Below are 22,353 nucleotides of genomic sequence, written 5' to 3' on the forward strand. Positions count from 1 at the left end.
CCGTTGACCCATCGGTTGACCCGTCCATTTGTCCGTTGTCACGCCCCTACCGCCACATCCGTTTATGCGTTGACCCATCGGTTGACCCGTCCATTTGTCCGTTGTCACGCCCTACCGCCGCATCCGTTTGTCCGTTTGTCATCCGTTGACCCGTCCATTTGTCCGTTGTCACGCCCCTACCGCCACATCCGTTTGTCCGTTTGTCATCCGTTGTCGCGATTCGGGACATTTGTCCCGTCCTGCCCGGGCTGTCATCCCGATCCGTACCGGGCGCGCCGCGCGCCAACTTCGGGACATTTGACACATGCATTTATGCGTATAAGCAGTGATAATGAAGCCGTAAATAGAAGAGAGCGCGATCATGATGGGCGCGCTCCCCCGACACACTCTCAAGGAGGGAGTATCCGATGTCCAGACTGCTGAACCGCAACAACGTACAGGTCTCCGATCCACCGATTGCCAGGTTTCTCTTCGGCGACCGCCGCATGGCACTGCTCTGGCTGCCGATCCGCTTATACGTGGGCTACAGTTGGTTCGACGCGTCACAGCACAAGATCAGCGAACCGGGCTGGGTCGTGACCGGCGAATCGCTCAAGGGCTTCTGGCTGAATGTCGTGAAGACGGACCCCAGGCCGGTGGCGTATTTTGACTGGTATCGCAGTTTCATCCAGTACCTGCTCGATATGCAGGCGTACACCTGGTTCGCCAAAGTGGTTGCCTATGGCGAGCTCGCGCTCGGCATCGCACTGATGCTCGGCGCCTTCACCGGGGTGGCGGCGTTCTTCGGCGCGTTCATGAACTGGAACTTCATCATGGCGGGCACCGCCTCCAGCAACCCGCTGCTGTTCGCGCTGGCGATCGGCATGGTGCTGGCGTGGAAGGTTGCCGGCTACTGGGGCGCTGACCGCGTCTTGCTGCCGCTGCTCGGCACACCGTGGGCGCCGGCCATTCAGTTAGGCACGGGCGAAGCGGTCAAGGAGCCGGCACGCGGCTGACGGAAGGAGGCGGCATAACGGAGTGTGACAACCGCATAGTGACAAGTGCATAGTGGGATCAAACCGAAACGGCTGCCTGGGAGCAGCCGTTTCGGTTTCCTGCTAATGCCCGATCTGCGCCTACGGAGCGCATCCCGCCGAGTTTACGTGCGCCCTGGCGGCGGGAAGAGCCGGCGCGGTTGTTTGACCGTGATGCGCGAGCGGCCTTCATCGAATATCTTGGCCGCTTCCTCGCTCAGTGCCTTGGCCGCCTCAAACTTCTGCTTCGCCTTGTCGACCAGCGGCGTCAGGTTGCGCTGCTCCCAGCGGTCGAACTCATCGCCCCACGCGCTCATACGCTTCGATGCCGCGCTGATCTGGGTCTCCAGCTTGTCGAGCTCGCTGAGCACCCCCAGGAAGCGCCGGTAGTCGCCCGCCTGCTGCGCATCGGTCAGCCGGTCGAGCGCACGCGTGTATTCAAGTTGCTTGTCGAACAGGTCGACCGCGTCGGCCACGAACGTCAGACCGCTTTCGCGCTGGATCTTCTGCATCGTATCGCGAAAGCCCTCGAGTTCCTGCCGCATCGAGGCCGTCAACTGTCGCGCGCCGGTGTAATCGAAGCGGTCCAGATACGCCTCGTACTTCTGGAACGCGGCGCGGCTCAGCGCGGACGACTTTGCGGCGTTGTCCAGCGTATCGACCAGCTTCGGCAGAGCGGTCACGAGCGTGTTGGTGCGCGTCCACAACTGCTCGAATGCCGCGAAGCCCTCCACCTGCAACTCCAGCGACTCGCGCGACTTGGACGCGAATACCAGGTACCAGTCGGGCAGGTCGAGCTTCTCCATCGCGCCGAACTGCTCCGCCATCAACCCGACTTGCTCCTGGATGGTCCGCACACGGTCGCGCATGCCGGAGAAGCTGCTCTGGAACCGTTTAGCCCACTGCGCGCGATCGCCCTCATCCACCTTGCCCAGCAGGTCCTTGAGTTCGCGCGATGCCTCGTCGGCCTTCTGCGAGTGCACCGCCGAGCGGGTCAGCAGGATGTACGAGCGCGTCCAGTTGGACAGCGTTTCGTCGTTGCTGTTAGCCAGCGCCTTGTCGAAGTCGGCCAGCGCAGCCTCATACTCTTTCTGCGCCGCGTGCACAATGCCGCGGTTGACGTAGAACGCCGCCTGCCGGCCGTCGAGCTCAATCGACCGGTTGTAATCCTCGAGCGCCAGATCGTACTTCCGGCGCCCGGCGTATGCCATGCCGCGCTGCTGGTACAGCCAGGCGTCTTCGGGGCCGAGGCGCAGCGCCGCGCTGAACTCGTCGCCCGCACGCACGAAGCTGTCCTGCTGCAAGAAGGCGTAGCCGCGCCCCGCAAAGATGACCCGCTTGAGCGCGTCGGTCGGCTCGCGCTGCTCGGCGCGGTCGAAGTCGGCGATCGCCTCGGAATACGTCTCCAATTGCAGCCGGGCCGATGCGCGCAGGACGTAGAGCGTCATTTCGCGCCGAGGCGACAGCACGCCCAGCGCCAGCGCGTCGCTCGCGTCGCCGATCGCGGCCTTGTCGCGGCCCTGCGCCTCGGCGACGATGGCGCGCGCGTAGAACGCCAGCGCCCGCTCGCGGGGCGGCGACTGCGCCGTGTCGATGACGCGCAAGGCGTCGGCGCGCGCCAGCTCCAGTTCGCCGCGCTGCGCCAGCGCATACGCCCGGTAGGCGTAGGCCGCCGTGCTATCCGCCGCCAACTCAATCGCCTGCGTCGCGGCCGTCACCGTATCGGCGTAGCGCTCGAGCTCCAGCGCGGCGAACGCGCGCAGTGTGTGGATGTCGGCGCGCGTGGCATCGGCGAAGATGGCGTCGTTGAGGTCGGCCAGCGCTTTGGGCAGCGCGCCCGCCTCCACTTCGTTCTGCGCGCGCCGGTAGAGCGCGTCGGCCAGCGCGGTGCGATTGCGCTCTGCACCGTCGGCCTTCTGCTCGACCGCTTTGGACAGATCAACCACGGCCTCATCGAGTTGGCCCAGTTGCAGGTAGGCATAGCCGCGCCCGGCCAGCATATTGGCCGTATCCTGGCCAGTTTCGAGCGTAGCCGCGTAGTCCGTTACCGCGTTCTGCCATTCGGCGAGCGCGCTGTAACTGCGCGCGCGCAGCGCCAGCGCATCGGCCGCGCCGGGGTGCAGCACCAAGTAGCGCGTCAGATCGGCGGCGGCATCGGCATGCCGTTGGAGGATCGCATATGCGTTCGCCCGGCCAAAGAGCGCCGCCGCGTCATCGGGGAATGTGGCGAGGAACGCGCTGAAGTCCGTAGCCGCCGGTTCGTGCGCGCCGAGCTTTGCGCGCGCCTGCGCGCGGCAGAGATATGCGGCGGTCTGCTCCGGCCGCAGTTCGAGCACCGCCGTGCTGTCGGACGCGGCCTCGTCGTAGCGCAACAGCACCAGGCGGGCGCGGGCGCGGCCCCACAGCGCGTCGGCTTTCAGCGGCGGCAGCAACGCCAGCGTGACCGCGCGGTCATACTGCTCCTCGGCGGCGGCGGTCTGCGCCTCCGCGAGGTCGCGGTCACCCAGCATCAGGAACGGCAGCGGACTGGCCAGCGCCAGCAGCACGATCACGATGATCGCAGCCAGCACAACTACGGGAAAGGACGGTCGTCTCATGGCTCGGCTCCTGTAGAAGGGCACGAACGATTCGTTCTGTCCCCCACCCCCCGCCATTAAATGTACTACGCCGCCGCACATTGTCAATTGTGGCATAAAATGCGCCGAGCCATTTGGAACACGAACGCCACGAAACTGCGCGAAAGCGGCGAAATGGGCGCGCCTCTTTCGTGTGGTTCGCGGCCTTTCGCGCGGTTCGCGTTCCAACGGTTTACGGCACGCACCCAACAGCCTGAACGTACTCGGCGCACAGAGTCTTTGGAACACGAGAATCACGAAACGCCGCGAATGACACGAAAGGCATCCGCAGGCATCGGCACGCGCCTTGTGCCCGCACGCCTGCACCCGTTTGTCCGCCCGACGTCCGTTGTCGCATCGTCGTAGGGGCGAAGCATAAAGGCATCCGCAGGCATCGGCACGCGCCTTGTGCCCGCACGCCTGCACCCGTTTGTCCGCCCGACGTCCGTTGTCGCATCGTCGTAGGGGCGAAGCATCGGCGCGAGCGCGTCGGTCACACACGATCCGCTTGCCGATGCTTCGCCCCTACCCGCATCGGCGCGAGCGCCCTTTCGCACCCCTTTCGTGGGTTTCGCGGCCTTTCGCGCGGTTCGCGTTCCAACGGTTTACGGCACGCGGCCGACCGCCAGCGTGTATTCGTTGCGCTGGTAGAAGTCCGGGCTATCTGTCTTTTCCGCCGCGCGGCCGCCTTCAGACAACTCGCGCCAATACGCTTGGTCGTCCGGCGTAAGGGGCAGGCTCTTTGACTGCGTGGCCTGCCACATAAAGAAGCTCAGGCAGAATGCCCGGTCGTTGGCATTCAGCGGCGCCCGCTTCTCCACGGCAAAGAACCGCTGCCTGACCTCGGTCAATCCTGCCGATCGTAAGATGCGCGGCAGTTCCGGCGAGCGCATGATGCCGTTCCACTCAACATTACCGCTCCGGCAGAGCGCTTCGTGATGGCGGTTAACAATCAGAAACGGAACCACCGAGTTGTAGCTGCCGCTCCAGTTGAAATCCTTGATGGCGATCAGCCCGCCCGACGTCGTCACGCGCTTGAACTCCGCCAGCATCTGGTCCGCCTGCGCTTCTGTCTGGTACTGGAACACGCTGGCACTCCACACCGCGTCGAATGTTGCGTCCGGATACGGCAGTTCCAGGACACTCCCTGCACGCGCTTCAACCGGGCATGCCAGTGGCTTGGCATTGAAGCGTGATTCCACCATCACAATGTTCTCCGGTGCTATGTCCAGCGCGCTCAAGCGGCCAGTCGGGCCAACCAGTTCGGCGAACCACGGCAGATAGCTGCCGATCCCACATCCGGCGTCAAGCACATGCCCGCTTGGCTGGATTCCGACCCACCGCACCATCGCTTCGTAAGGTTCGCGTGCGAAATTGAAGTGCTGGTCTTGCCACATCGAATCGGCAAGGTCATGGCCTGTAGATATGACGTGTTCGTTGCTCATCGATGCCTCCTTGAGAGTGAGATGGCTACAATTTCATGCGCTTGCGTGCCTCGATCGCCGAGAAGCCCGCCGACATCGGGATGCAGCGCACGAAATCGCAGCCGGCCTCGTCGAGCCAGGCGCGGTGCTCGCTTTCCGTGTGGGCGCGTCCTCCGTCATATATGCTTAGGAACATGACATTCGCTGCCACGGTGACCAGCGGCGACAGGCGTGAGTCGTCCAGCATCGCGCCGACGATGAAGATTGCGCCGCCCGGACGGATTGCCCGCGCCGTGTTGATGATCGCGTTCCGCGCATCGTCTGGCGCCAGCGCCTGGATGAAACGCAGCATCACCGCCGCGTCGTATGCCCCGGTCAGTGGCTCGCGCGTCACGTCCGTCGGCAGCACATGCAAGCGCGCGCGCGCCGGCGCCTCGGCGATCAACCGATGAGTGTACGGCGTCACCGCTGGCAAGTCGGCCACGGTTGCCGTCAGCGTTGGGAAGGCATCGGCGAATGCAGCCGCAAGCGCGCCCGAGCCGCCGCCGACGTCGAGGAGCGAGCGGCACTCAGAAAGATCGCACGCCTGCATCAGCTCGCCCGCCACGCGCGCCGCGCTCTGGCTCAGGCCGCGCAGCATCGCCATCTGCTCTTCGTCGCTCGCGCTAGAGTAGTCATGCAGCGCTTGCGGCCGGCCGCTGCGGATCGACTCGGCCGTCTTGAGCATGGCATGGTACGCCAAATCATATGTTGAGTGTATGCCGCCGGCGTACGCCGACTCGCCGCGAACCAGATAGCGCGCCGCCAGCGGCGAATTGCGAAAGCATCCATCGCCATCGACCGCCAGCAGGTTGCACGGCACGAGTGCATACAGCAGAGGCGCAAGCCGGTCGGTCTGCACGCCGAGCGCCGACGCCAATTCGGCAGCCGTCAACGCGCCGTCCTTTAGCGGCGTGAAGAGATCAAGCTGACAGGCGGCCATCAAGTTGAACGAGTCATACGCGGCATACCAGATGCGCAGCAGATCGTCGATTGGCAGTGGACTGGTAGATTCGTTGGACATGGGTTCAATGCTCCTGTGTGTGATGACGTGGTTCGCAAAGCACGCGAGATGCCGTGAACACCGCGATGAGAGCGCGTCCCTTTCGTGCGTTTCGCGGCCCTTCGCGCGGTTCGTGGTCCAAAGGTTTGCGGAACACGCATTATTCAGTTGTGTTCAGTAGTTCGGGTTGACAGGCAAGGCGGACGCCGACGCGTGATGAGTGCAACGCGGCGAGAATACAGCACGGAGTGTTGGGAAGCTTATGCCGGCCAGGCGGCGAGCGCGGAATGCAATGCGAGCGGGATACGACAAGACGCAGCGGAGAGTGCGTCGAGCGGGTAGCGCGTAGAGCCATACGTTCTCCTTCCCCATCGCTCCCCCTCCCGGGCAGCGATGGACGAGAACCGGACCGAGCGCAATTAGGCGAATTATATGCCACTGAACCGGCGCTGTCAACGATTTTTGGCGAATTGGCATAAAGTCGCGTCAACGAAACCGCCCCGCCAGCGCACGCTCACGAGTGCTCCAAATCGGCACGCGCCACCAAAACAGCTCATTTGCAATCCCCGAATCTATGCTATACTGGTAAAATCACCTATCGTGTATTGACTCTAAAAGCCCGGAATGGGCCGCTATGACATTTACGCCTGAAAACCCGCTGATTGTGCAGGGCGACAAGACCGTCCTGCTGGAAGTCAATAACCCGCGCTACGAAGCGGCGCGGGATGCGCTGGCGCGCTTCGCCGAACTGGAAAAGTCGCCGGAGCATATCCACACCTACCGGCTGACGCCGCTTTCGCTGTGGAACGCCGCCGCGGCCGGCGAAACCGCCGAGGCGATGATTAACGCACTGGTTAGCTTCGGCAAGTACGACTTGCCCGAGAACGTCCGCGTGGATATTTTGGACTATGTCTCGCGCTATGGGCGACTGAAGCTGTTCAAGGACGGTGAGCGTCTGCTGCTGAACTCGCAGGACACGACGCTCATCACCGAAATCACCAACCACAAGCGGGCCAAGCCGTTCATCCTGGAGGCGGTCGACGCCCACACCCTGCGCATCGACCCGACCCAGCGCGGCCACCTGAAGCAGGCGCTCGTGCTGATCGGCTACCCGGTCGAGGATCTGGCCGGCTACGTGGACGGCGCGCACCTGCCGCTGCAACTGCGCGAGACGACGCGCGACGGCGAGCATTTCGGCCTGCGGCGCTACCAGAGCGAGTCGGTGGACGTGTTTTACGCGGCCGGATCGGCGCGCGGCGGGTCGGGCGTCATCGTGCTGCCCTGCGGCGCGGGTAAGACCGTCGTCGGAATCGGCGCGCTGGCGCGCATGCAGACCAGCACCTTGATCCTGACCACCTCGACGGTCGCCGTGCGGCAGTGGATTGACGAAATCCTCGACAAAACGAGCCTGACGGCCGAGGATGTCGGCGAGTACACCGGCGACGTCAAGGAGATCAAACCGGTCACGATCAGCACCTACCAGATTATGACGTACCGGTCGAAGAAGACCGATGAGTTCCCGCACTTCGCCCTGTTCGACCAGCGCGACTGGGGCCTGATCATCTATGACGAGGTGCACCTGCTGCCCGCGCCGGTCTTCCGCGTCACCGCGGAGATCCAGTCGCGGCGGCGGCTTGGTCTCACGGCGACGCTCGTGCGCGAAGACGGCCGCGAAACCGACGTGTTCTCGCTGATCGGGCCGAAGAAGTTCGACGTGCCGTGGAAAGACCTCGAAAAGCAGGGCTGGATCGCCACCGCCGAGTGCCACGAGGTGCGCCTGCCGATGCCGGAGAGCGAGCGCATGGCCTACGCCGTGGCCGACGAGCGCGACAAGTACCGCATCGCCGCCGAGAACCCGTTCAAGGTCGACCTGCTCAAACAACTGCTCATCAAGCACCGCGACGACAACGTGCTCGTCATCGGCCAGTACATCGACCAGTTGGAGTTGATCGCGCGCGAGACCGGCGCGCCGATCATCACCGGCAAGACGCCGACCCGGGAGCGCGAGCGGCTGTACAACGCGTTCCGCGCCGGCGAGCAGCGGCTGATGATCGTGTCCAAAGTCGCCAACTTCGCGATCGACCTGCCCGACGCCAACGTCGCCATCCAGGTTTCCGGCACCTACGGCTCGCGGCAGGAAGAGGCGCAGCGGCTGGGGCGCATCCTGCGCCCGAAGCGCAACGGCCTGCTGGCGCACTTCTATTCGCTCGTTTCGCGCGACACGCGCGATCAGGAGTTCGCCGCCAAGCGGCAACTCTTCCTGACCGAGCAGGGCTACCGCTACGATATCCTCTACGACCACGAAGTGGCGGCATTCCAACCGGCGATGCTGGCCGGCATTGTGGCTGCGCCGGCCCCCAAACTGCTGAACTGACGCATTTATGCCCCGCCCCAGGCCGTTCCCGACACTGAAAGAGTCTCAGGTACGTCGCCTCGCCGCGCCGGCGGCGTTTGCCGCCGGGGCGACGCTCTGGCAGGACGGTGCGGTCGGACGCGGCACGCTGGCCCTGCACGAGCCGCTCATCATGGCGCAGGTGCAGGGCGGCGCGCAGAACGAGCTCACCGTCATCGTTCGGCATCAGGCCGGCGACGAATTCGATGCGCAGTGCGACTGCGGCACGGGCGGCCTCTGCGCCCATGCGGTCGCCCTGCTGCTGGCCTGGGTGAACGAGAGCTACACATTCGAGCGCGTGGACGCCGCGCCGGCAGCGCGCGCGCAGGCCGCCTCGCTCCAGTACCAGTGGCGGCACTACCTGCAGGCCGCCAGCCTGGCGCAGTTGCGCGCCATCACGCGTCGCCACGGCATCTCGCATGCCGGGGCCGACCGCGCCAGCCTGCTGGCGCGCGTGGCCGAGCACCTGGCACAGCCGGAAACCGGGCGGCAGGCGGTCGCCACGTTGAGCGAGGCGCAGAAGCGTGTCTTCCAGATGTTGTACATCCTCAGCGACGGCCAGCCCGACACCACCGTCGCCGACTTGCAGGAAGCGCTCGGCTGGCTGGAGATCAGCCCGGTCGAGGAAGCGCTGCGCGAACTGCGCGAGCGCGGACTGGTCGTGACGCTGCCATCGCACTGGTTCCGCAGCGACCCGTACACGATCGCGCCGGGCGCCGGGCCGCTGGTGCCGCCGATGACCGGCCAGTGGCCGGCCGCCGACGGGTTCGACCAGCCGCGTCTCGGCGTCGTGCATCCGTTCAGCGGCGACCTGTCGCGGCTGCGCATTGTCTCCGGCGGCGTCTCCGTGCCGGAGATCATGCTGCTGGCGCCGCACCTGACATTGAAAGTGCGCCGGCAGCCGCCGGACCTGGCCCAGGCGCATGCGATCAAAGCGTTGCGCGACTGGCCGTACGAGCTTGACGAGATGGTGCGTCTGCAGGTCAAACCAGGCTGGTTGCACCAGCCTGACTCCGTGCTGAGCGTGCCGCCGCCCGCGCCGCGGCTCGACGATGAATCGCTGGCGGCGCTGCGCCCGCTGACGGGCGCCGACGACCTGAGTGACTTCATCAGCTACCTGCTGCCCGACCCGCCGCGCGCCGAAGCGCACGACACGCGCGTCATTTTCGCCGCGTGGCAGCGCACCACCGCCTGGACCGAGTTGTGGCCGGTGATGAGCGAGCACGGGCTGAAGGGCAGGCGCTCGGTGCTGGCTGCGCACATGACCTACGCACACTGGCTGGAGCAACTGGCGCGCGCGCGCCGCTTCATCACCCGCCTGCTGTCGCTGCTGCCCGGCGGCATCTGGCACGACTTCGCTTCGCTGCTCGAAACCACGCACGCCATCAACGCCGACTTCCTGCGCGAGCGACAGCCGTTCCCCCTGCAACCCGCCTGGTGGCTGGAGACGAACGGCAGCCGCATCGACCCGCGCACGCTCGACGCGTGGCGCGGCGCATACGGCGCCTTCATCGAGCGCATCGTGAGCGGCCCGCTGCGCTGGCTCGGCGCAGTCGAACTCGCCGTGCAGGATGCCCATCCCGCCGACGAAACGGCCGATCCGATCAGCGTGCGCGCCGTGCGCCTGACGCCGCTCGGCGAGGCGCTGCTGCGGGGCGGCGAGCTGCCCACGCCGAACGCGCCCGAACGCGCCCTGCGCCTGTCCGACGACCTCGGCGCGCAACTGCCGCTGGCGCGCAACGACTTCTCGGCCTTCCTGGCCCTCGAGCGCCTGGCGCGCTTCGAGCAGGTAAGCGACGGCCACGCGGCCTACCGCTTCGACGAGGAGCACGCGCATGCCGCGTTCGAGTACGGGCTGACGCTGGACGATGTGCTGGCGCAGCTTGCCCGGCTCGCCGACGGCCCGCTGCCCGCGCGCGTGCTCACGCAGTGGCAGGACTGGTGGGCGCGCTACGGCCGCGTGCGCTGGTACGACGACCTGACCGTCTTCGAGCTCGCCGACGACTACATCCTGCAGGAACTGCTCACGCAGACCGACCTGAAAGAACATGTGCTGTTTACTTTCAGCCCGCGGCTGATCGTGGTGCGCCCGGAAAGCGCGGACGCGCTCACGCGCCAGCTCGTCAAGAAGGGCTATACGCCGAGGGTCGAATGAGCACGCCGACCAACGCCGCGCGCGCCCCCGTGCGCGCCCTGCCCGCCGAGCGGCTGCTGGCGGGGAGCCATCGCGACGTGCTGCGCGCGATCGCCAAGGCCCACAGCATCGGCGCCCCGCTGCCACGCAAGCCCAAGCTGGTCAAGCTGCTGGCGGCACGGCTGGCCGACCCGCAGATCGTGCGCGCCGCGCTGGACGGCATGCCGCCAATCACCCGCCAGATTCTGGAGTGGGTGCGCGAGCAGGGCGGCTGCGCACAGAGCGCCGAAATCATGCGCGCGCTGGCCGCCGAGGGCGCGCCGGCCGATGCGGGGCTGCACCACGAGATCGTCGACGCACTCTGGCCGCTGCTGCAATTCGGGCTGCTGATCAGCCGCCTCGGTGACTGGCTGCCGCCGACGCTCGACACGCTGGCGATACTCAATACCGAACTGCTCATCCCGGCTGAGGTGCTCGAAGCGATCCGGCCGGCGCGCCGCCCGCTGCGCGCGCCCGCCGCCGGGCAGATCGAGCGCATCGAAGAGGGCGCGGCGCAGACGTTCCAGCGCGACGTGTACCTCTATTGGAACTACCTGCGCGGCCGGCCGGTGGAACTGACCGCCGCCGGGCTGGTGCCCAAGCGGCACCTGACGCGCCTGAACGAGGTGCTGATCGGCAAAGTCGATCTGAAGCGCGCGCGCGACGAGGTGCAGGCGCACCGGCTGCACTTCATCCGGCTGATGATGGAAGAGACCGGACTGGCACGGCGCAGCGGCCGCCGGCTCGAAGCGATCGCCGGCGCGCACGAGTTCTTCGGCTACAGCCTGACGCGCCGCACCGACCGCTTTGTGCAGGCGTGGCGGCGCTCGGCGCGCTGGAACGAACTGCTGCACCTGCCGGTCGCGCCGCGCATGCACGAAGAGCGCTCGGCGCGCGCTTTTCAACTGGTGGCGCGCGCGCGGCAGGCCGTCGTCAAGCAGATCGCGGAGAGCGCCGGCCCGGGCTGGTCGCTGCTGTCCGACTGCATCGAGCGCATGCGCGACACGAGCTACGAGTTTCTGTTCCGGCGCTCGCGCGAAGACTATGGCGCGATCAACCCGTACTACTATTATCACAACCCGCTCGGCTGGGGTTTCCCGGTCGCCGACGAGCGCGAGGGCTGGACGCGCGTCGAGCAGGAGTACATCACCGCCGTCGTGCGCGACGCGATGCACTGGCTGGGGCTGGTCTCGCTGGGCCACGCGGGCGGCGCGCTGCTGGCGTTCCGCCTGACGCCGCTCGGTGCGTACCTGCTTGGCATCGGCAGCGCACCGCCCGGCGACGAGGCCGCCGGCGCCGGGCACATCGTCGTGCAGCCGAACTTCCAGATCTTCGCGCTGGAGCCGATCGCCGAGCAGACGCTGTCGATGCTCGACCGCTTTGCCGACCGCGTAAAGGCCGACAAGGTGTACGAGTATCACCTGTCGCGCGAGTCGATCTACCGCGCGCAGCAGAAGGGCATGACCAGCGCCGACGTGATCGCCTACCTGGCGCGCACGGCCGCCTCGATCCTGCCGCAAAACGTCCAGCGCACGCTGGAGGAGTGGGGGCAGTCATACGACCGTATCGTCGTGCGACGCGGCGTGTCGCTCATTCATGCGCTGGAGCCGGCGCTGCTCGACGCGCTGCAGGCGGCGCCGGGCGTGCGGCTGATCAGCAGGCCATTGCCGCGCGTGGCGCTGGCACCGGGCGCGCCGGAGAGGCGCGAGCCGCTGCTGCGCGCCCTGAAGGCGCAGGGGCTGCTGCCGGCCTTCACCGCCGGGGCCGACGATATTGAAGACGCGCTCACGCTCGACGCCGACGGCCGAGTGACCGTACTGCAGGCCGTGCCAAGCGTGTTCCTGCTGAAGGAGCTGGAGCAGCACGCCGAGCGCCGCCCCGACGGCTACTACCTGAGCGAGGCCATCGTCAAATCGGAGCGCAACGCCGGCGAGTCGATCGAGGAGATCATCGCGCGCTGGCAGCGCTGGCATCACGGCCCACTGCCGGGTCCCGTCGTGATCGCCATACGCCGCTGGGGGCAGTTCTACGGGCGCGCGCGGCTGCGCGAGATGCGCCTGATGCAACTGCCGAGCGCCGACGTGGCGCAGGCGCTGCTGGACGATCCGGAGACGGGGCCGTTGCTGCACCCGTACCCGGCCGACCCGTCGTCTGTGTTCGTGGCCGACGAGCATGTCGATCAGGTGCGCGCCCTGCTGGAAGCGCGCGGCATCCCGGTCGGTTAGCGCGCGCAGAACCCAATCATTCGCCAGAGCGCCCGGCATCAGCCAAAAATCTTCGGGTGACCTGATGTTGAAATCAGCATCCACACCGCGCACACCGGAGGAGCAGATGAACATTCCGAAATACTGGGCCCACTTGCGCCAGCCGATCGACACCAGCAGTGGCCGGTACCAGTACAACTGCTGGCAGTGGTCGAACACGAGCGAGGCCGAGGCGATCCAGCGCGCCCAGGCGCGCGTGCTGGAGGTCGCGAAGAAAGCGGCGTCCGGCGCCGATCTCGACCGCTACGGCTACGGAGACCGGCCGATGCGCGAAGAGATCGTCATCGAGATGCGCAACGGCAGCGATACGGTGGCTGCCATCACCCGCAACGCCTACGGCGCGCTGGTGCTGAACGCCGCCAATGCCATGTTCATCGACATCGACATTGACGAAGACGAGCAACGCCGGCGCGAACCGAAAGTGCTTGAGGGCATCCAGCGCTTTGCGGCCGACAACGCCGGCTGGGGCATCCGCATGTACCGCACACGCGGCGGACTGCGCGGCCTGTTCACGCACGCGCTGTTCGACCCCACCGACCGGGGTACCGCCGACCTGCTCCGCGCGCTCGGCAGCGATCCGCTGTATATCCGGCTGTGCGCGGCACAGCAGTGCTTCCGCGCCCGCCTGACGCCGAAGCCATGGCGCTGCGACGCGGGCAAGCCGCCGGCCCGTTTCCCCTTCCCGGACAAGCCGACCGAGGCGCGCTACCGCGCGTGGGTGCAGCGTTACGAGCAGGCTAGCCAGTCATACGGCGTCTGCCGCCTGGTCGGAGCATATGGTGTGGCGACACGCGACCCGATCGTGAACGCGGTGCTGGAAGTGCATGACCGCTACACGCGGCCGGGCGAGACGTTGACACTGGCCTGACGCCAGCGCGACAGTTCAAGGAGACCACAATGAGCGACACCCCATCGGGCGTGCATGCCCTCAAAGACCTGATCCAGACGCAGAGTGGATCCGTTGTCAGCCGCACGCTCGTCAAGAAGCCGACCGGTACGGTCACGGCGTTCGCATTCGCTGAAGGCGAGGGGTTGAGCGAGCACACCGCGCCGTTCGAGGCGCTCGTCATCGGCGTCGAGGGCGAGGCTGAGGTGCGCATCGACGGCCAGCCGCACACCGTGCGCGCCGGCGACCTGCTGGTGCTGCCCGCCAACCACCCGCACGCCGTCAAGGCCGCCGCGCCGTTCAAGATGCTGCTGGTCATGATCCGCGAATCGGAGCGGGAGTGAGTGCAGTGTATAGCACCTTAAATCGGTCATCCTGAGCGCGAAGGCAAGCCGCTGAGCTAATTGGATTCCACGCGCGCGAAGGACCTGAAATCCGCAATCACCTGTGTCACCGCGAGCCATACGGGTCGCGAATCGAGATGCTTCACGCGCGCAACCTGCAGCATGAGTAGGGTTATGCCTTCGCGTTCAGCATGACAAGGTTCGTATATCAGATCGAGGAAGCCGGCGGCTTCCTCGATCTGTTTCAGGTGTCGAACGGCCAGTGCTGGCCGGAGCGGTCGGCGAAGAACAGCATGATATCGAGCGTCGGCAGCGGATAGCCCAGCGACGTCATCACGACCGACAGCTCGCCGCGATGGTGGATGGCGTGCTGGCTGGTCTGCATCAGAATCTCCCAGACCGTGTAGTTCAGCCGGTGGTCGCCGAAGTCGACCGAAATCACCCGCGCCAGGTCGGCCTCCGGCAGCGCCGCCAGCAGCGCCTGCATGTCGGCGACGATGCCATCCCAGTACTGGCACATGGCGGCCAGCGTCGGAAACGCGGGTAGCTCCTGCCACGACGCGCCGCGCACGAGTGCGAGCAGCCACGCATCGGATTCCATCACGTGCTGCAACAGGCCGCGCGTGGCGGCGTGGCCGACCGGCCGATCCAGTTCGGCGTCGCTCATGCGCGCGGCGGTGTCCAGCGCCAGCCTGTTGGCATAGGCGTTGTAGGCGAATAGCGCTTGCAGTCGCTCGCGCTCGCTCACTTGATCCCGGCCTTGGCGAGCGAACCGAGGAAGCCGTGCGTGCGACCCGCCGTGCCCGGGTCTTCCTTGACGCCGAACAGCGACGCGTTGAAGTCGGTCACACCGCTATCGGCCAGTCGTTTCAACTGCGCCTCGACTTGTGTTTCGTCCCCGATGACGGCGGCCAGCGTCACATCCGCCGCGCCTTCGATCTCCAGGATGTGGCGGTACGACGGTAGGTTGGCATAGTTCGCGTACGTCTGCGCGACCGCCGCCTTCGCTGCCTCGGGGTGGTTGGTCACAGCCACCGGGAAGCCGGCGACGATGCGCGGCGCGGGACGGCCCGCCTCGCGGGCCGCTTTGGTAATGACCGGGATGGCGACCGTTGCAAGGTACTTCGGCCCGCCCATCCAGGTGATCGTGCCATCGGCCATGCGCCCGGCCAGCTTAAGCATCTGCTCACCGAGCGCTGCGACGATGACCGACGGTGCTTTGACGTTCGGCACCGCCAACTGCGTGTTGACGCGGTACACCTGGCCGCTGAACTGCGTCGGCTGGCCGGTCAGCACGCCGTTCAACACAGAGAGATACTCGCGCATGTGCCGTACCGGCTTCGAGAAGTCGATGCCGAGCCGCTCCTCCATCGAGACGCGATGGCTCAGACCGATGCCGAGCGTGAAACGGTTCCCGGAGGCCGCCTGCACCGTCAGCGCCTGCTGCGCCAGCGCGACCGGGTGGCGCGGGAAGGTCGGCACGACCGCGGTGCCGAGCTCGATCGTTTTCGTCTGATGCCCGACGAGCGCGAGCAGCATCAGAGGGTCGTAACCAGCGCTCGACGTCCACGCCGTGTGATAGCCGTCTGTCTCCGCCTGCACGAAGCGCGCCAGCAGGTCAGCCAGGCCCTTGCCGGTGCCGCCGAAGTTCAGTCCGATGCGCATGGTGTCGCCTCCTGCGAATAGAGTGGCCTTATCATAGCACAAGCCGTGATTGGCTTTCTAACTGCAGAAGCTGCCTGGCGGCTCATGCAGCGCGTTTCCGCCGCGTCCGCGAATCGGCGCCAGCACACATCTGCATCATTCGCGACTGGCGTATTGGGGAATAGCTTGCTTTGCGCTCTCTGCGTGCTCTGCGGTTAAAGGTTTGTCACGTTTGCATCCCGGCACGCCTTTTCGGTATCATACGCGCACACACGACACATATCCCGCACGTACGCCGGAGGAAACGCATGGACCTGACCGCCCTGACCATCACTGAGGCCGCCGCACAGATCGCCGCGCGCAAACTGTCGCCTGTCGAGTTGACGCAGGCGCACCTTGACCGGATCGCGCAGATCAACCCCGCGATTAACGCCTACATCACCGTGACCGCCGATACGGCGCTGGCCGAGGCGCGCGCCGCCGAGCAAGCCATCGCGCGCGGGGAGCAACGCGGCGAACTGCACGGCATCCCGCTGGCGCTCAAAGACCTGTATGAGACGGCCGGAGTACGCACCACGGCCGGCTCATCATTCTTCCGCGACCACGTGCCAGCCGCCGACGGCGTCGCCGTGCAGAAGCTGCGCGCGGCGGGCGCCGTCATGCTCGGCAAGCTGAACATGCACGAGATCGCGCTCGGCGTGACAAACGACAACCCGCACTTCGGCGCGTGCAAGAATCCGTGGGCGCTGGAGCGCATACCGGGTGGTTCGTCGGGCGGTTCTGGCGCGGCGCTGGCGGCGCGGCTCTGCCCCGGTTCGCTCGGCTCCGACACGGGCGGCTCGATCCGCATCCCCGCCTCGCTGTGCGGCATCGTCGGGCTCAAGCCGACCTACGGCCGCGTGAGCGTGCGCGGCGTCATCCCGCTCTCGTGGAACCTCGATCACGCCGGGCCGATGACGCGCGCCGTGCGCGACGCCGCGCTCCTGCTGCAGGCGATCGCCGGCCACGATGCCGACGACCCGTACAGCGCCGACGTGCCGGTGGACGATTACGTGTCGCACATCGGCGAAGGCGTGAAAGGCTGGCGCATCGGGCTGGCGCGCGGATACTTCGCCGAGTGCGATTCGCAGGTGGCGCGCGCGGTCGAGCGGGCCGCGGAGGTGCTGGCGCACCTTGGCGCGCACGTCACGGAGGTGCAAATTGAGGAATTGCGGGCGGCGTCCGCGCAGAACGGTGTCGTGACGACCAGCGACGCGGCGGCGTTCCACCGCGAGCGACTGAAGGACAAGCCCGACGGCTTCGGCGCGGACGTGCTGACCCGCCTGCGCAGCGGCGCGGGGCTCACGTCGACGGACTACTCGCTGGCGCGGCGCACGCAGACGCTGGTCAAGCACCGCATGGCGCAGGTCTTCCACGACTACGACCTGCTGCTGACGCCGACCACGCCGATTCCCGCGCCGTTGCGCGAGGGGCAGGACGCCGTGGAGCAGGCGCGTATGCTGACGCGCTACACCTCGCCGTTCAACACGGCCGGCCTGCCCGTGCTTTCCGTGCCATGTGGCTTCACCGCCGAGGGATTGCCGATCGGCCTGCAGATCGTCGGCGCGAACTGGACTGAGGCGAGGGTGCTGTGCGCCGGGCACGCCTACGAGCAGGCGACCGAGTGGCACACGAAGACGGCGGCGGTGTAGGCGCATCGCCACTGATGAGGAGAACCTATGCTGAACGCAAACAAATCGAGACTGCCCATTTTGCGCGAACTCACGTTGCGCAACATCTTGTCATATGGCGCCGAGGCACAGCCGCTCCGGTTGCAGCGTCTTAACGTGTTGGTCGGTCCCAATGGATCTGGCAAATCGAATCTGATCGATGCGCTGGCGTTGGTACGCGCCGCTCAGAGCGATTTTCGGCGCTTTATCAGCCAACGTGGGGGCGTGTCGGAGTGGGTCTGGAAAGGCAATCCGAATGGGATGGCGTCAATCGAGGTTGTCATTGACATGCCCGACGATCGCCCTGCCTTGCGGCATGCGCTTGGATTTCACGCGGAGGACGGGAGGTTTCGCCTGTTAGATGAATTCGTATTTACTGAGTTCAAGCAAGATGGGTTGCCCATTTGGAAAGAATACTATTCCTATAACGATGGGAACCCATTGATTCGTCAGAATGGCGACAGCGCCCAACCGGGGATGTTGAACGTCTTTCGAGACGTTTCCATCGTTCAGCAGAGGAGCGACCCCGATTATTTTCCACCGCTCCACGACTTGACGAGCGCATACCATGGCTTCCGCTTCTATCGCGAGTGGACATTTGGGCGAAACACGGTTTTCCGAGAACCGCAGAAAGCCGATCTGCGCACCGACCAGTTGGAGGAGGATTATTCAAACCTGGGCATGTTTCTCAATCGCCTGCGCCGTAACCCACAAGTCAAGCTGGCATTGATCACGGCACTGAGCGATCTGTATGAAGGGCTTACCGATTTTGAGATTGCCGTCGAGGGCGGCACCGTGCAGGTGTTCTTCACCGAGGGCGACTATACCATTCCGGCGACCCGCCTCTCCGACGGATCGCTTCGGTATCTGTGCCTGCTAGCGATCTTGCTCGATCCCGACCCGCCCCCGTTGATCTGCATTGAGGAGCCCGAGCTCGGCTTGCATCCGGACATGCTGCCCAAAATCTCGGATTTGTTGTTCGACGCATCGCAACGGACGCAGTTGATTGTGACAACCCATTCGGACATTCTGGTGGACGCCCTGACCGAGCACCCGGAAGTCGTCCTCGTATGCGAAAAACACGATGGCCGGACGCAGATTCAGCGTCTCGACTCTTCGCGACTCGCGCGGTGGCTTGAGAAGTATCGCCTTGGCGCGCTGTGGACGAGTGGCGAGATCGGCGGCACGCGATGGTAGGCGTAACTCTGTATGTTGAGGGTGGCGGACGAGGCAAGGATCAGAAGACACGGTGCCGCGAGGGATTCAGCAAAGTGCTCAAAAATGCGGGGTTCAAGCGCCCCATCGTCCCGCGCATTGTGGCTTGCGGCTCACGCAACGATGCCTGCGATGACTTCTGTAATGCCCTTGGCTACGAACCGTCTATGCCCATCCTGCTCGTGGACAGTGAAGAACCGCTATCGTTGCTACCCTGGCATCACCTGCACGAGCGCGACGGATGGGAGCAACCGAAAGGCGCCACGGACGATCAAGCGCAGTTGATGGTTACGTGCATGGAAACGTGGCTGGTTGCAGACCGCGAGGCGTTGACGTCGTTTTTCGGTCATCATTTGCGGGCCAGCGCATTGCCGCCGCTGGTTGAGTTGGAACAACGCGGACGCCATGAAGTGCAGCAAGCACTTGCCGATGCTACGCGCACCTGTTCCACGCCGTACCGCAAAGGAGATGTGTCTTTTAGGTTGCTGGCTGTGGTGAATCCAGCGGTGCTGGCGCAGCACCTGCCAAATTTCGAACGGTTCATAAAGGCGCTGCGGAGATTGCTCCTTTAGCCGGGGTCGCGTGTTGCTTTCGTGCTTCGCGAGCTGAAGCGAGGCGAAGGTGCTGCGCGCCGGGCACGCCTACGAGCAGGCGACCGACTGGCACACGAAGATGGCGATAGTGTAGCTTCGGGCAAGCGACTCCCCATGAGTGTCATGTTGAGCGCGCAGGCAAAGCCAACGGCCTGCACGCACGCCACGCGCGCGAAGCATCTATAGCGGTTTGCGAAATGATCCGATATGGTGCTGCACGCCGCATGTAGGGACAGGCCTTTGGCCTGTCCGCTGGGCAGGTCAAAGACCTGCCCCATAAGCATCAAGCTAATAATGTAACAAGTGGAAACTCCTGTGGCAAGATGAAGGTGCCAGCCAACATCCGGATAACAGGAGCTTCCGATGAGCACTTTAGCACAAGTTAGTCAGGCCATGCAATCCGTGCTAACGAGCGCGGCCAATGCGGTCGGGCGGACGAGTGGATTTACGCAACGGCTCTCGAAACTGAGCGCGGCGCTGTTCGCGCAGATTGTGACCTTTAGCTGGTGGGATAACCCCGATGCCAGCTATGACGAATTGGTACCTTACGCCAAGGTGCGTGGTTTGGATATCACCGCCCAGGCGCTGGCCGAGCGCTTTACGCCCGCGGCAGCGACCTGCTTACAAAGTTTGCTCGGCACGGCGGTGCAACAAGTGATTGAGACCCAGCCGAGCAGTCTGGCGTTGCTCAAACGTTTTGTGGGCGTCGTGGTGCAAGACAGCACCGTCCTGAGTTTGCCCGCCGCATTAGCCCCGTTGTGGCCGGGCGGCAGCAACGCGGCGCATTCGACGGTCGCCGGGTTGAAAGTGCAGCTGCGGTACAGCCTCAGCGATGGGGCGTTGAGCCATCTGGATCTGCAACCAGCACGCATGTCAGACCAGACTGCGCCGATGCAGAGCGAGTTGCTTGCGCCCGGCACGTTGCGGCTGGCCGATCTGGGTTACTTCGATCTGAAGCTGATGGCGCGCGAAGCGGCGCAGGGCAGTTATTGGCTGACGCGGTGGAAAGTCGGCGTAAGCGTCTGCCAACCGGGTCAACCGGCGCTGGACTTGGCACGCTACCTGCGGGCGCAACGCGCAGCCCAGATCGATCTGCCGATTGAGTTGGGGCGCGACGAGCGCATCGCGTGCCGGCTGATCGCGGTGCGCGTGCCTGAGCACATCAAAGCCCAACGTCGGCGGCGCTTGACGCACGAGGCCAAACGCAAGGCCCAAGCCGTGAGTCCGGCGCGCTGGGCCTTGGCCGGTTGGACGCTGCTGTTGAGCAATGTGCCGGCGGACCAACTGAGTCTGAGCGAAGCCCTGGTCTTGGCGTGCCTGCGCTGGCAGATCGAGTTGTTATTCAAGACCTGGAAAGATCTGGGGCATCTGGACCAATCGCGTAGCGCGCAGCCCTATCGCATCTTGTGTGAGGTGTATGCCAAACTGTTGATCGCGGTCTTCCAACATTGGGTCATACTGACCGTGGTCTGGTGTATACCTGAACGCAGCATGCGCCAACTGGCACAGCGTATTCGCAAACATGTGATTACTCTCGCCGCGACACTGACCAACCCGGCCCAGCATGTGCAGGCCCTGACCGAACTACAACGGGCGCTGACCAACGGCGCACGCGTCAACAAACGGCGTGCCTCACCCAGCGCCTTCCAACTACTCGAGCAACTTGAAGCAACTTAACCGACCGTTATTAGCTTGATGCTTATGGGGCGCGGAAACCGCGCCCGTGCCTCACCCAGCGCCTTCCAACTACTCGAGCAACTTGAAGCAACTTAACCGACCGTTATTAGCTTGATGCTTATGGGGCGCGGAAACCGCGCCCGCCCACGACCCACGCAGACCTCGCGGGTTTTGGCAACCCGCGAGGTTCTTGCGTCCATAGGGGCGAAGCATCGGCACGCGCGTGCCGGTCAAACCAGAACCATCCGCCGATGCTTCGCCCCTACCGCATATCCGTTTGTCCGTTCGTTATCCGTTGTCCTACCGCCGTATCATGGGCAGGAAGAGCGACTGCCCCAGCGTGACGATCCGCGCGAACGTCGCACCGTAGGTCGCGGCCAGCAGCTTGCCGCCCGGCGCGGACGTGCCCGTGACCGCGCTGAACGCGCCGCTGCGCGTGCCCGCGTTCAGGAAGGTGAACGTGTTGCCATTGGCCGGCGCGAAGCCGTTGATGAGCGACAGGTTCAGCGCGCCCGTCAGGCTTGCCGTCCCGCTGACGCTCAGCACATAGTACTGCGTGCGCGGCGTCGTGCCGCCGATCGCGACGTTCAGCGCGCCCGGCCCGCTCTGCGCGTAGTCGCCGAACACGTCCACGTTGCCGCCCGCCAGCGCCAGGCTGCCAGCGTTTGTCAGCGCCCCACCCGCCTTGTCCAGCACCAGCGGGCTGGTGACCGTCATCACCCCGCCATTCTCCAGCGCCGCGCTGATCGTCGTCGTCACCGCGCCCGCGCCGACCTTGATCGCCCCGCCCGCACCGTTCCGCACCAACCCGCACGCGCTGAACACGAGGGCGCCGACGCCACCCGACGGCTGCGCCGGGCCGCTCATGCCCAGCACCGTGCCCGGCGCGGCGAACTCCAGCGTGCCGGTGTTCGTGAACACCGCGCCGTTGCCGCTCACGTCGGCCGTCACGATCATCCGCCCGCTGTTCACCTCCCAGCACCGTGCCCGGCGCGGCGAACTCCAGCGTGCCGGTGTTCGTGAACACCGCGCCGTTGCCGCTCACGTCCGCCGTCACCACCATGCGCCCGCTGTTGACGTGCGAACCGCCCGCCTTGTCCAGCACCAGCGGGCTCGTGACCGTCATCACCCCGCCATTCTCCAGCGCCGCGCTGATCGTCGTCGTCACCACGCCCGCGCCGACCTTGATCGACCCGCCCGAGCCGTTCCGCACCAGCGCACACGTGCTGAATATGAGGCCGCCGATGGCGCCCGACGGCTGCGCCGGGCCGCTCATGCCGGCGACCGTGCCCGGCGCGGCGAACTCCAGCGTGCCGGTGTTCGTGAACACCGCGCCGTTGCCGCTCACGTCGGCCGTCACCA

The 22,353-nt window shown here is 65.5% G+C and carries 17 protein-coding genes; 11 read left to right on the forward strand and 6 right to left on the reverse strand.

Features of this window, described 5'->3' with window-relative positions:
• Positions 1 to 407: 407 nt before the first annotated feature.
• Positions 408 to 995 carry a DoxX family membrane protein gene (locus tag HZB53_18040; protein MBI5879555.1) on the forward strand — a complete coding sequence of 196 codons (588 nt, stop codon included), beginning with the start codon at positions 408 to 410 and terminating at the stop codon, positions 993 to 995.
• A gap of 143 nt (positions 996 to 1,138) precedes the next feature.
• On the opposite strand, the gene HZB53_18045 is transcribed toward HZB53_18040, so the two are convergent.
• The 3 genes from HZB53_18045 to HZB53_18055 all read right to left on the reverse strand — a co-directional run bounded on the left by HZB53_18045 (position 1,139) and on the right by HZB53_18055 (position 6,115).
• Positions 1,139 to 3,610, reverse strand: coding sequence for a tetratricopeptide repeat protein (locus HZB53_18045; GenBank protein ID MBI5879556.1), 2,472 nt, complete (start codon positions 3,608 to 3,610; stop codon positions 1,139 to 1,141).
• 623 nt (positions 3,611 to 4,233) lie between these two features.
• Positions 4,234 to 5,073 carry a methyltransferase domain-containing protein gene (locus HZB53_18050; GenBank protein MBI5879557.1) on the reverse strand — a complete coding sequence of 280 codons (840 nt, stop codon included), beginning with the start codon at positions 5,071 to 5,073 and terminating at the stop codon, positions 4,234 to 4,236.
• A gap of 25 nt (positions 5,074 to 5,098) precedes the next feature.
• Complete coding sequence (locus HZB53_18055; protein ID MBI5879558.1) at positions 5,099 to 6,115, reverse strand: methyltransferase domain-containing protein; 1,017 nt, start codon at positions 6,113 to 6,115, stop codon at positions 5,099 to 5,101.
• Positions 6,116 to 6,728: 613 nt separating this feature from the next.
• On the opposite strand from HZB53_18055, the gene HZB53_18060 reads away from it, so the two are divergent.
• The 5 genes from HZB53_18060 (at position 6,729) to HZB53_18080 (ending at position 14,153) form a co-directional block, all read left to right on the forward strand.
• Positions 6,729 to 8,468 (forward strand): DEAD/DEAH box helicase, encoded by a 1,740-nt coding sequence (locus HZB53_18060; GenBank protein ID MBI5879559.1) that lies wholly within the window; start codon positions 6,729 to 6,731, stop codon positions 8,466 to 8,468.
• A gap of 7 nt (positions 8,469 to 8,475) precedes the next feature.
• The gene (locus tag HZB53_18065) at positions 8,476 to 10,641 is read left to right on the forward strand and encodes a helicase-associated domain-containing protein (protein ID MBI5879560.1); all 2,166 of its coding nucleotides are present in this window, start codon (positions 8,476 to 8,478) and stop codon (positions 10,639 to 10,641) included.
• On the forward strand, positions 10,638 to 12,884 hold the full coding sequence (locus HZB53_18070; GenBank protein ID MBI5879561.1) for a helicase-associated domain-containing protein: 2,247 nt from the start codon (positions 10,638 to 10,640) through the stop codon (positions 12,882 to 12,884). The genes HZB53_18065 and HZB53_18070 overlap by 4 nt, the downstream gene beginning before the upstream one ends.
• 106 nt (positions 12,885 to 12,990) lie before the next feature.
• Positions 12,991 to 13,791, forward strand: a complete 801-nt coding sequence (locus HZB53_18075; GenBank protein ID MBI5879562.1) for a hypothetical protein — start codon at positions 12,991 to 12,993, stop codon at positions 13,789 to 13,791.
• Between the two features lie 29 nt (positions 13,792 to 13,820).
• Positions 13,821 to 14,153 carry a cupin domain-containing protein gene (locus tag HZB53_18080; GenBank protein ID MBI5879563.1) on the forward strand — a complete coding sequence of 111 codons (333 nt, stop codon included), beginning with the start codon at positions 13,821 to 13,823 and terminating at the stop codon, positions 14,151 to 14,153.
• Between the two features lie 244 nt (positions 14,154 to 14,397).
• On the opposite strand, the gene HZB53_18085 is transcribed toward HZB53_18080, so the two are convergent.
• Entirely contained in the window at positions 14,398 to 14,901 is a 504-nt protein-coding gene (locus HZB53_18085) for a DinB family protein (GenBank protein MBI5879564.1), read from the reverse strand.
• On the reverse strand, positions 14,898 to 15,818 hold the full coding sequence (locus HZB53_18090) for a TIGR03564 family F420-dependent LLM class oxidoreductase (GenBank protein MBI5879565.1): 921 nt from the start codon (positions 15,816 to 15,818) through the stop codon (positions 14,898 to 14,900). Before HZB53_18090 ends, HZB53_18085 begins: the two co-directional genes overlap by 4 nt.
• Before the next feature lie 287 nt (positions 15,819 to 16,105).
• On the opposite strand from HZB53_18090, the gene HZB53_18095 reads away from it, so the two are divergent.
• From HZB53_18095 to HZB53_18110, 4 genes are all read left to right on the forward strand, one after another.
• Positions 16,106 to 17,488 (forward strand): amidase, encoded by a 1,383-nt coding sequence (locus HZB53_18095; GenBank protein MBI5879566.1) that lies wholly within the window; start codon positions 16,106 to 16,108, stop codon positions 17,486 to 17,488.
• A gap of 27 nt (positions 17,489 to 17,515) precedes the next feature.
• A complete protein-coding gene (locus tag HZB53_18100; GenBank protein ID MBI5879567.1) occupies positions 17,516 to 18,703 on the forward strand; it encodes an AAA family ATPase in 1,188 nt (395 codons plus the stop codon).
• Positions 18,704 to 18,888: 185 nt separating this feature from the next.
• Entirely contained in the window at positions 18,889 to 19,293 is a 405-nt protein-coding gene (locus tag HZB53_18105) for a DUF4276 family protein (protein MBI5879568.1), read from the forward strand.
• Between the two features lie 384 nt (positions 19,294 to 19,677).
• A complete protein-coding gene (locus HZB53_18110) occupies positions 19,678 to 20,991 on the forward strand; it encodes an IS4 family transposase (protein ID MBI5879569.1) in 1,314 nt (437 codons plus the stop codon).
• 300 nt (positions 20,992 to 21,291) lie between these two features.
• Here the strand turns inward: HZB53_18110 and HZB53_18115 are convergent, their stop codons facing one another.
• On the reverse strand, positions 21,292 to 21,948 hold the full coding sequence (locus HZB53_18115; GenBank protein ID MBI5879570.1) for a hypothetical protein: 657 nt from the start codon (positions 21,946 to 21,948) through the stop codon (positions 21,292 to 21,294).
• Between the two features lie 50 nt (positions 21,949 to 21,998).
• Here HZB53_18115 and HZB53_18120 point away from each other — a divergent pair.
• A partial coding sequence (locus HZB53_18120) for a hypothetical protein (GenBank protein MBI5879571.1) occupies positions 21,999 to 22,353 on the forward strand: 355 nt, incomplete at its 3' end.

Source organism: Chloroflexota bacterium, assembly GCA_016235055.1.
Lineage (GTDB): Bacteria > Chloroflexota > Anaerolineae > JACRMK01 > JACRMK01 > JACRMK01.

Excerpts from the sequence above, each read along its gene's own strand:
- HZB53_18040 (MBI5879555.1), top strand. The coding sequence starts at position 408 with ATGTCCAGACTGCTGAACCGCAACAACGTACAGGTCTCCGATCCACCG.
- HZB53_18045 (MBI5879556.1), bottom strand. The coding sequence starts at position 3,610 with ATGAGACGACCGTCCTTTCCCGTAGTTGTGCTGGCTGCGATCATCGTG.
- HZB53_18050 (MBI5879557.1), bottom strand. The coding sequence starts at position 5,073 with ATGAGCAACGAACACGTCATATCTACAGGCCATGACCTTGCCGATTCG.
- HZB53_18055 (MBI5879558.1), bottom strand. The coding sequence starts at position 6,115 with ATGTCCAACGAATCTACCAGTCCACTGCCAATCGACGATCTGCTGCGC.
- HZB53_18060 (MBI5879559.1), top strand. The coding sequence starts at position 6,729 with ATGACATTTACGCCTGAAAACCCGCTGATTGTGCAGGGCGACAAGACC.
- HZB53_18065 (MBI5879560.1), top strand. The coding sequence starts at position 8,476 with ATGCCCCGCCCCAGGCCGTTCCCGACACTGAAAGAGTCTCAGGTACGT.
- HZB53_18070 (MBI5879561.1), top strand. The coding sequence starts at position 10,638 with ATGAGCACGCCGACCAACGCCGCGCGCGCCCCCGTGCGCGCCCTGCCC.
- HZB53_18075 (MBI5879562.1), top strand. The coding sequence starts at position 12,991 with ATGAACATTCCGAAATACTGGGCCCACTTGCGCCAGCCGATCGACACC.
- HZB53_18080 (MBI5879563.1), top strand. The coding sequence starts at position 13,821 with ATGAGCGACACCCCATCGGGCGTGCATGCCCTCAAAGACCTGATCCAG.
- HZB53_18090 (MBI5879565.1), bottom strand. The coding sequence starts at position 15,818 with ATGCGCATCGGACTGAACTTCGGCGGCACCGGCAAGGGCCTGGCTGAC.
- HZB53_18095 (MBI5879566.1), top strand. The coding sequence starts at position 16,106 with ATGGACCTGACCGCCCTGACCATCACTGAGGCCGCCGCACAGATCGCC.
- HZB53_18100 (MBI5879567.1), top strand. The coding sequence starts at position 17,516 with ATGCTGAACGCAAACAAATCGAGACTGCCCATTTTGCGCGAACTCACG.
- HZB53_18105 (MBI5879568.1), top strand. The coding sequence starts at position 18,889 with ATGCCCATCCTGCTCGTGGACAGTGAAGAACCGCTATCGTTGCTACCC.
- HZB53_18110 (MBI5879569.1), top strand. The coding sequence starts at position 19,678 with ATGAGCACTTTAGCACAAGTTAGTCAGGCCATGCAATCCGTGCTAACG.
- HZB53_18115 (MBI5879570.1), bottom strand. The coding sequence starts at position 21,948 with ATGATCGTGACGGCCGACGTGAGCGGCAACGGCGCGGTGTTCACGAAC.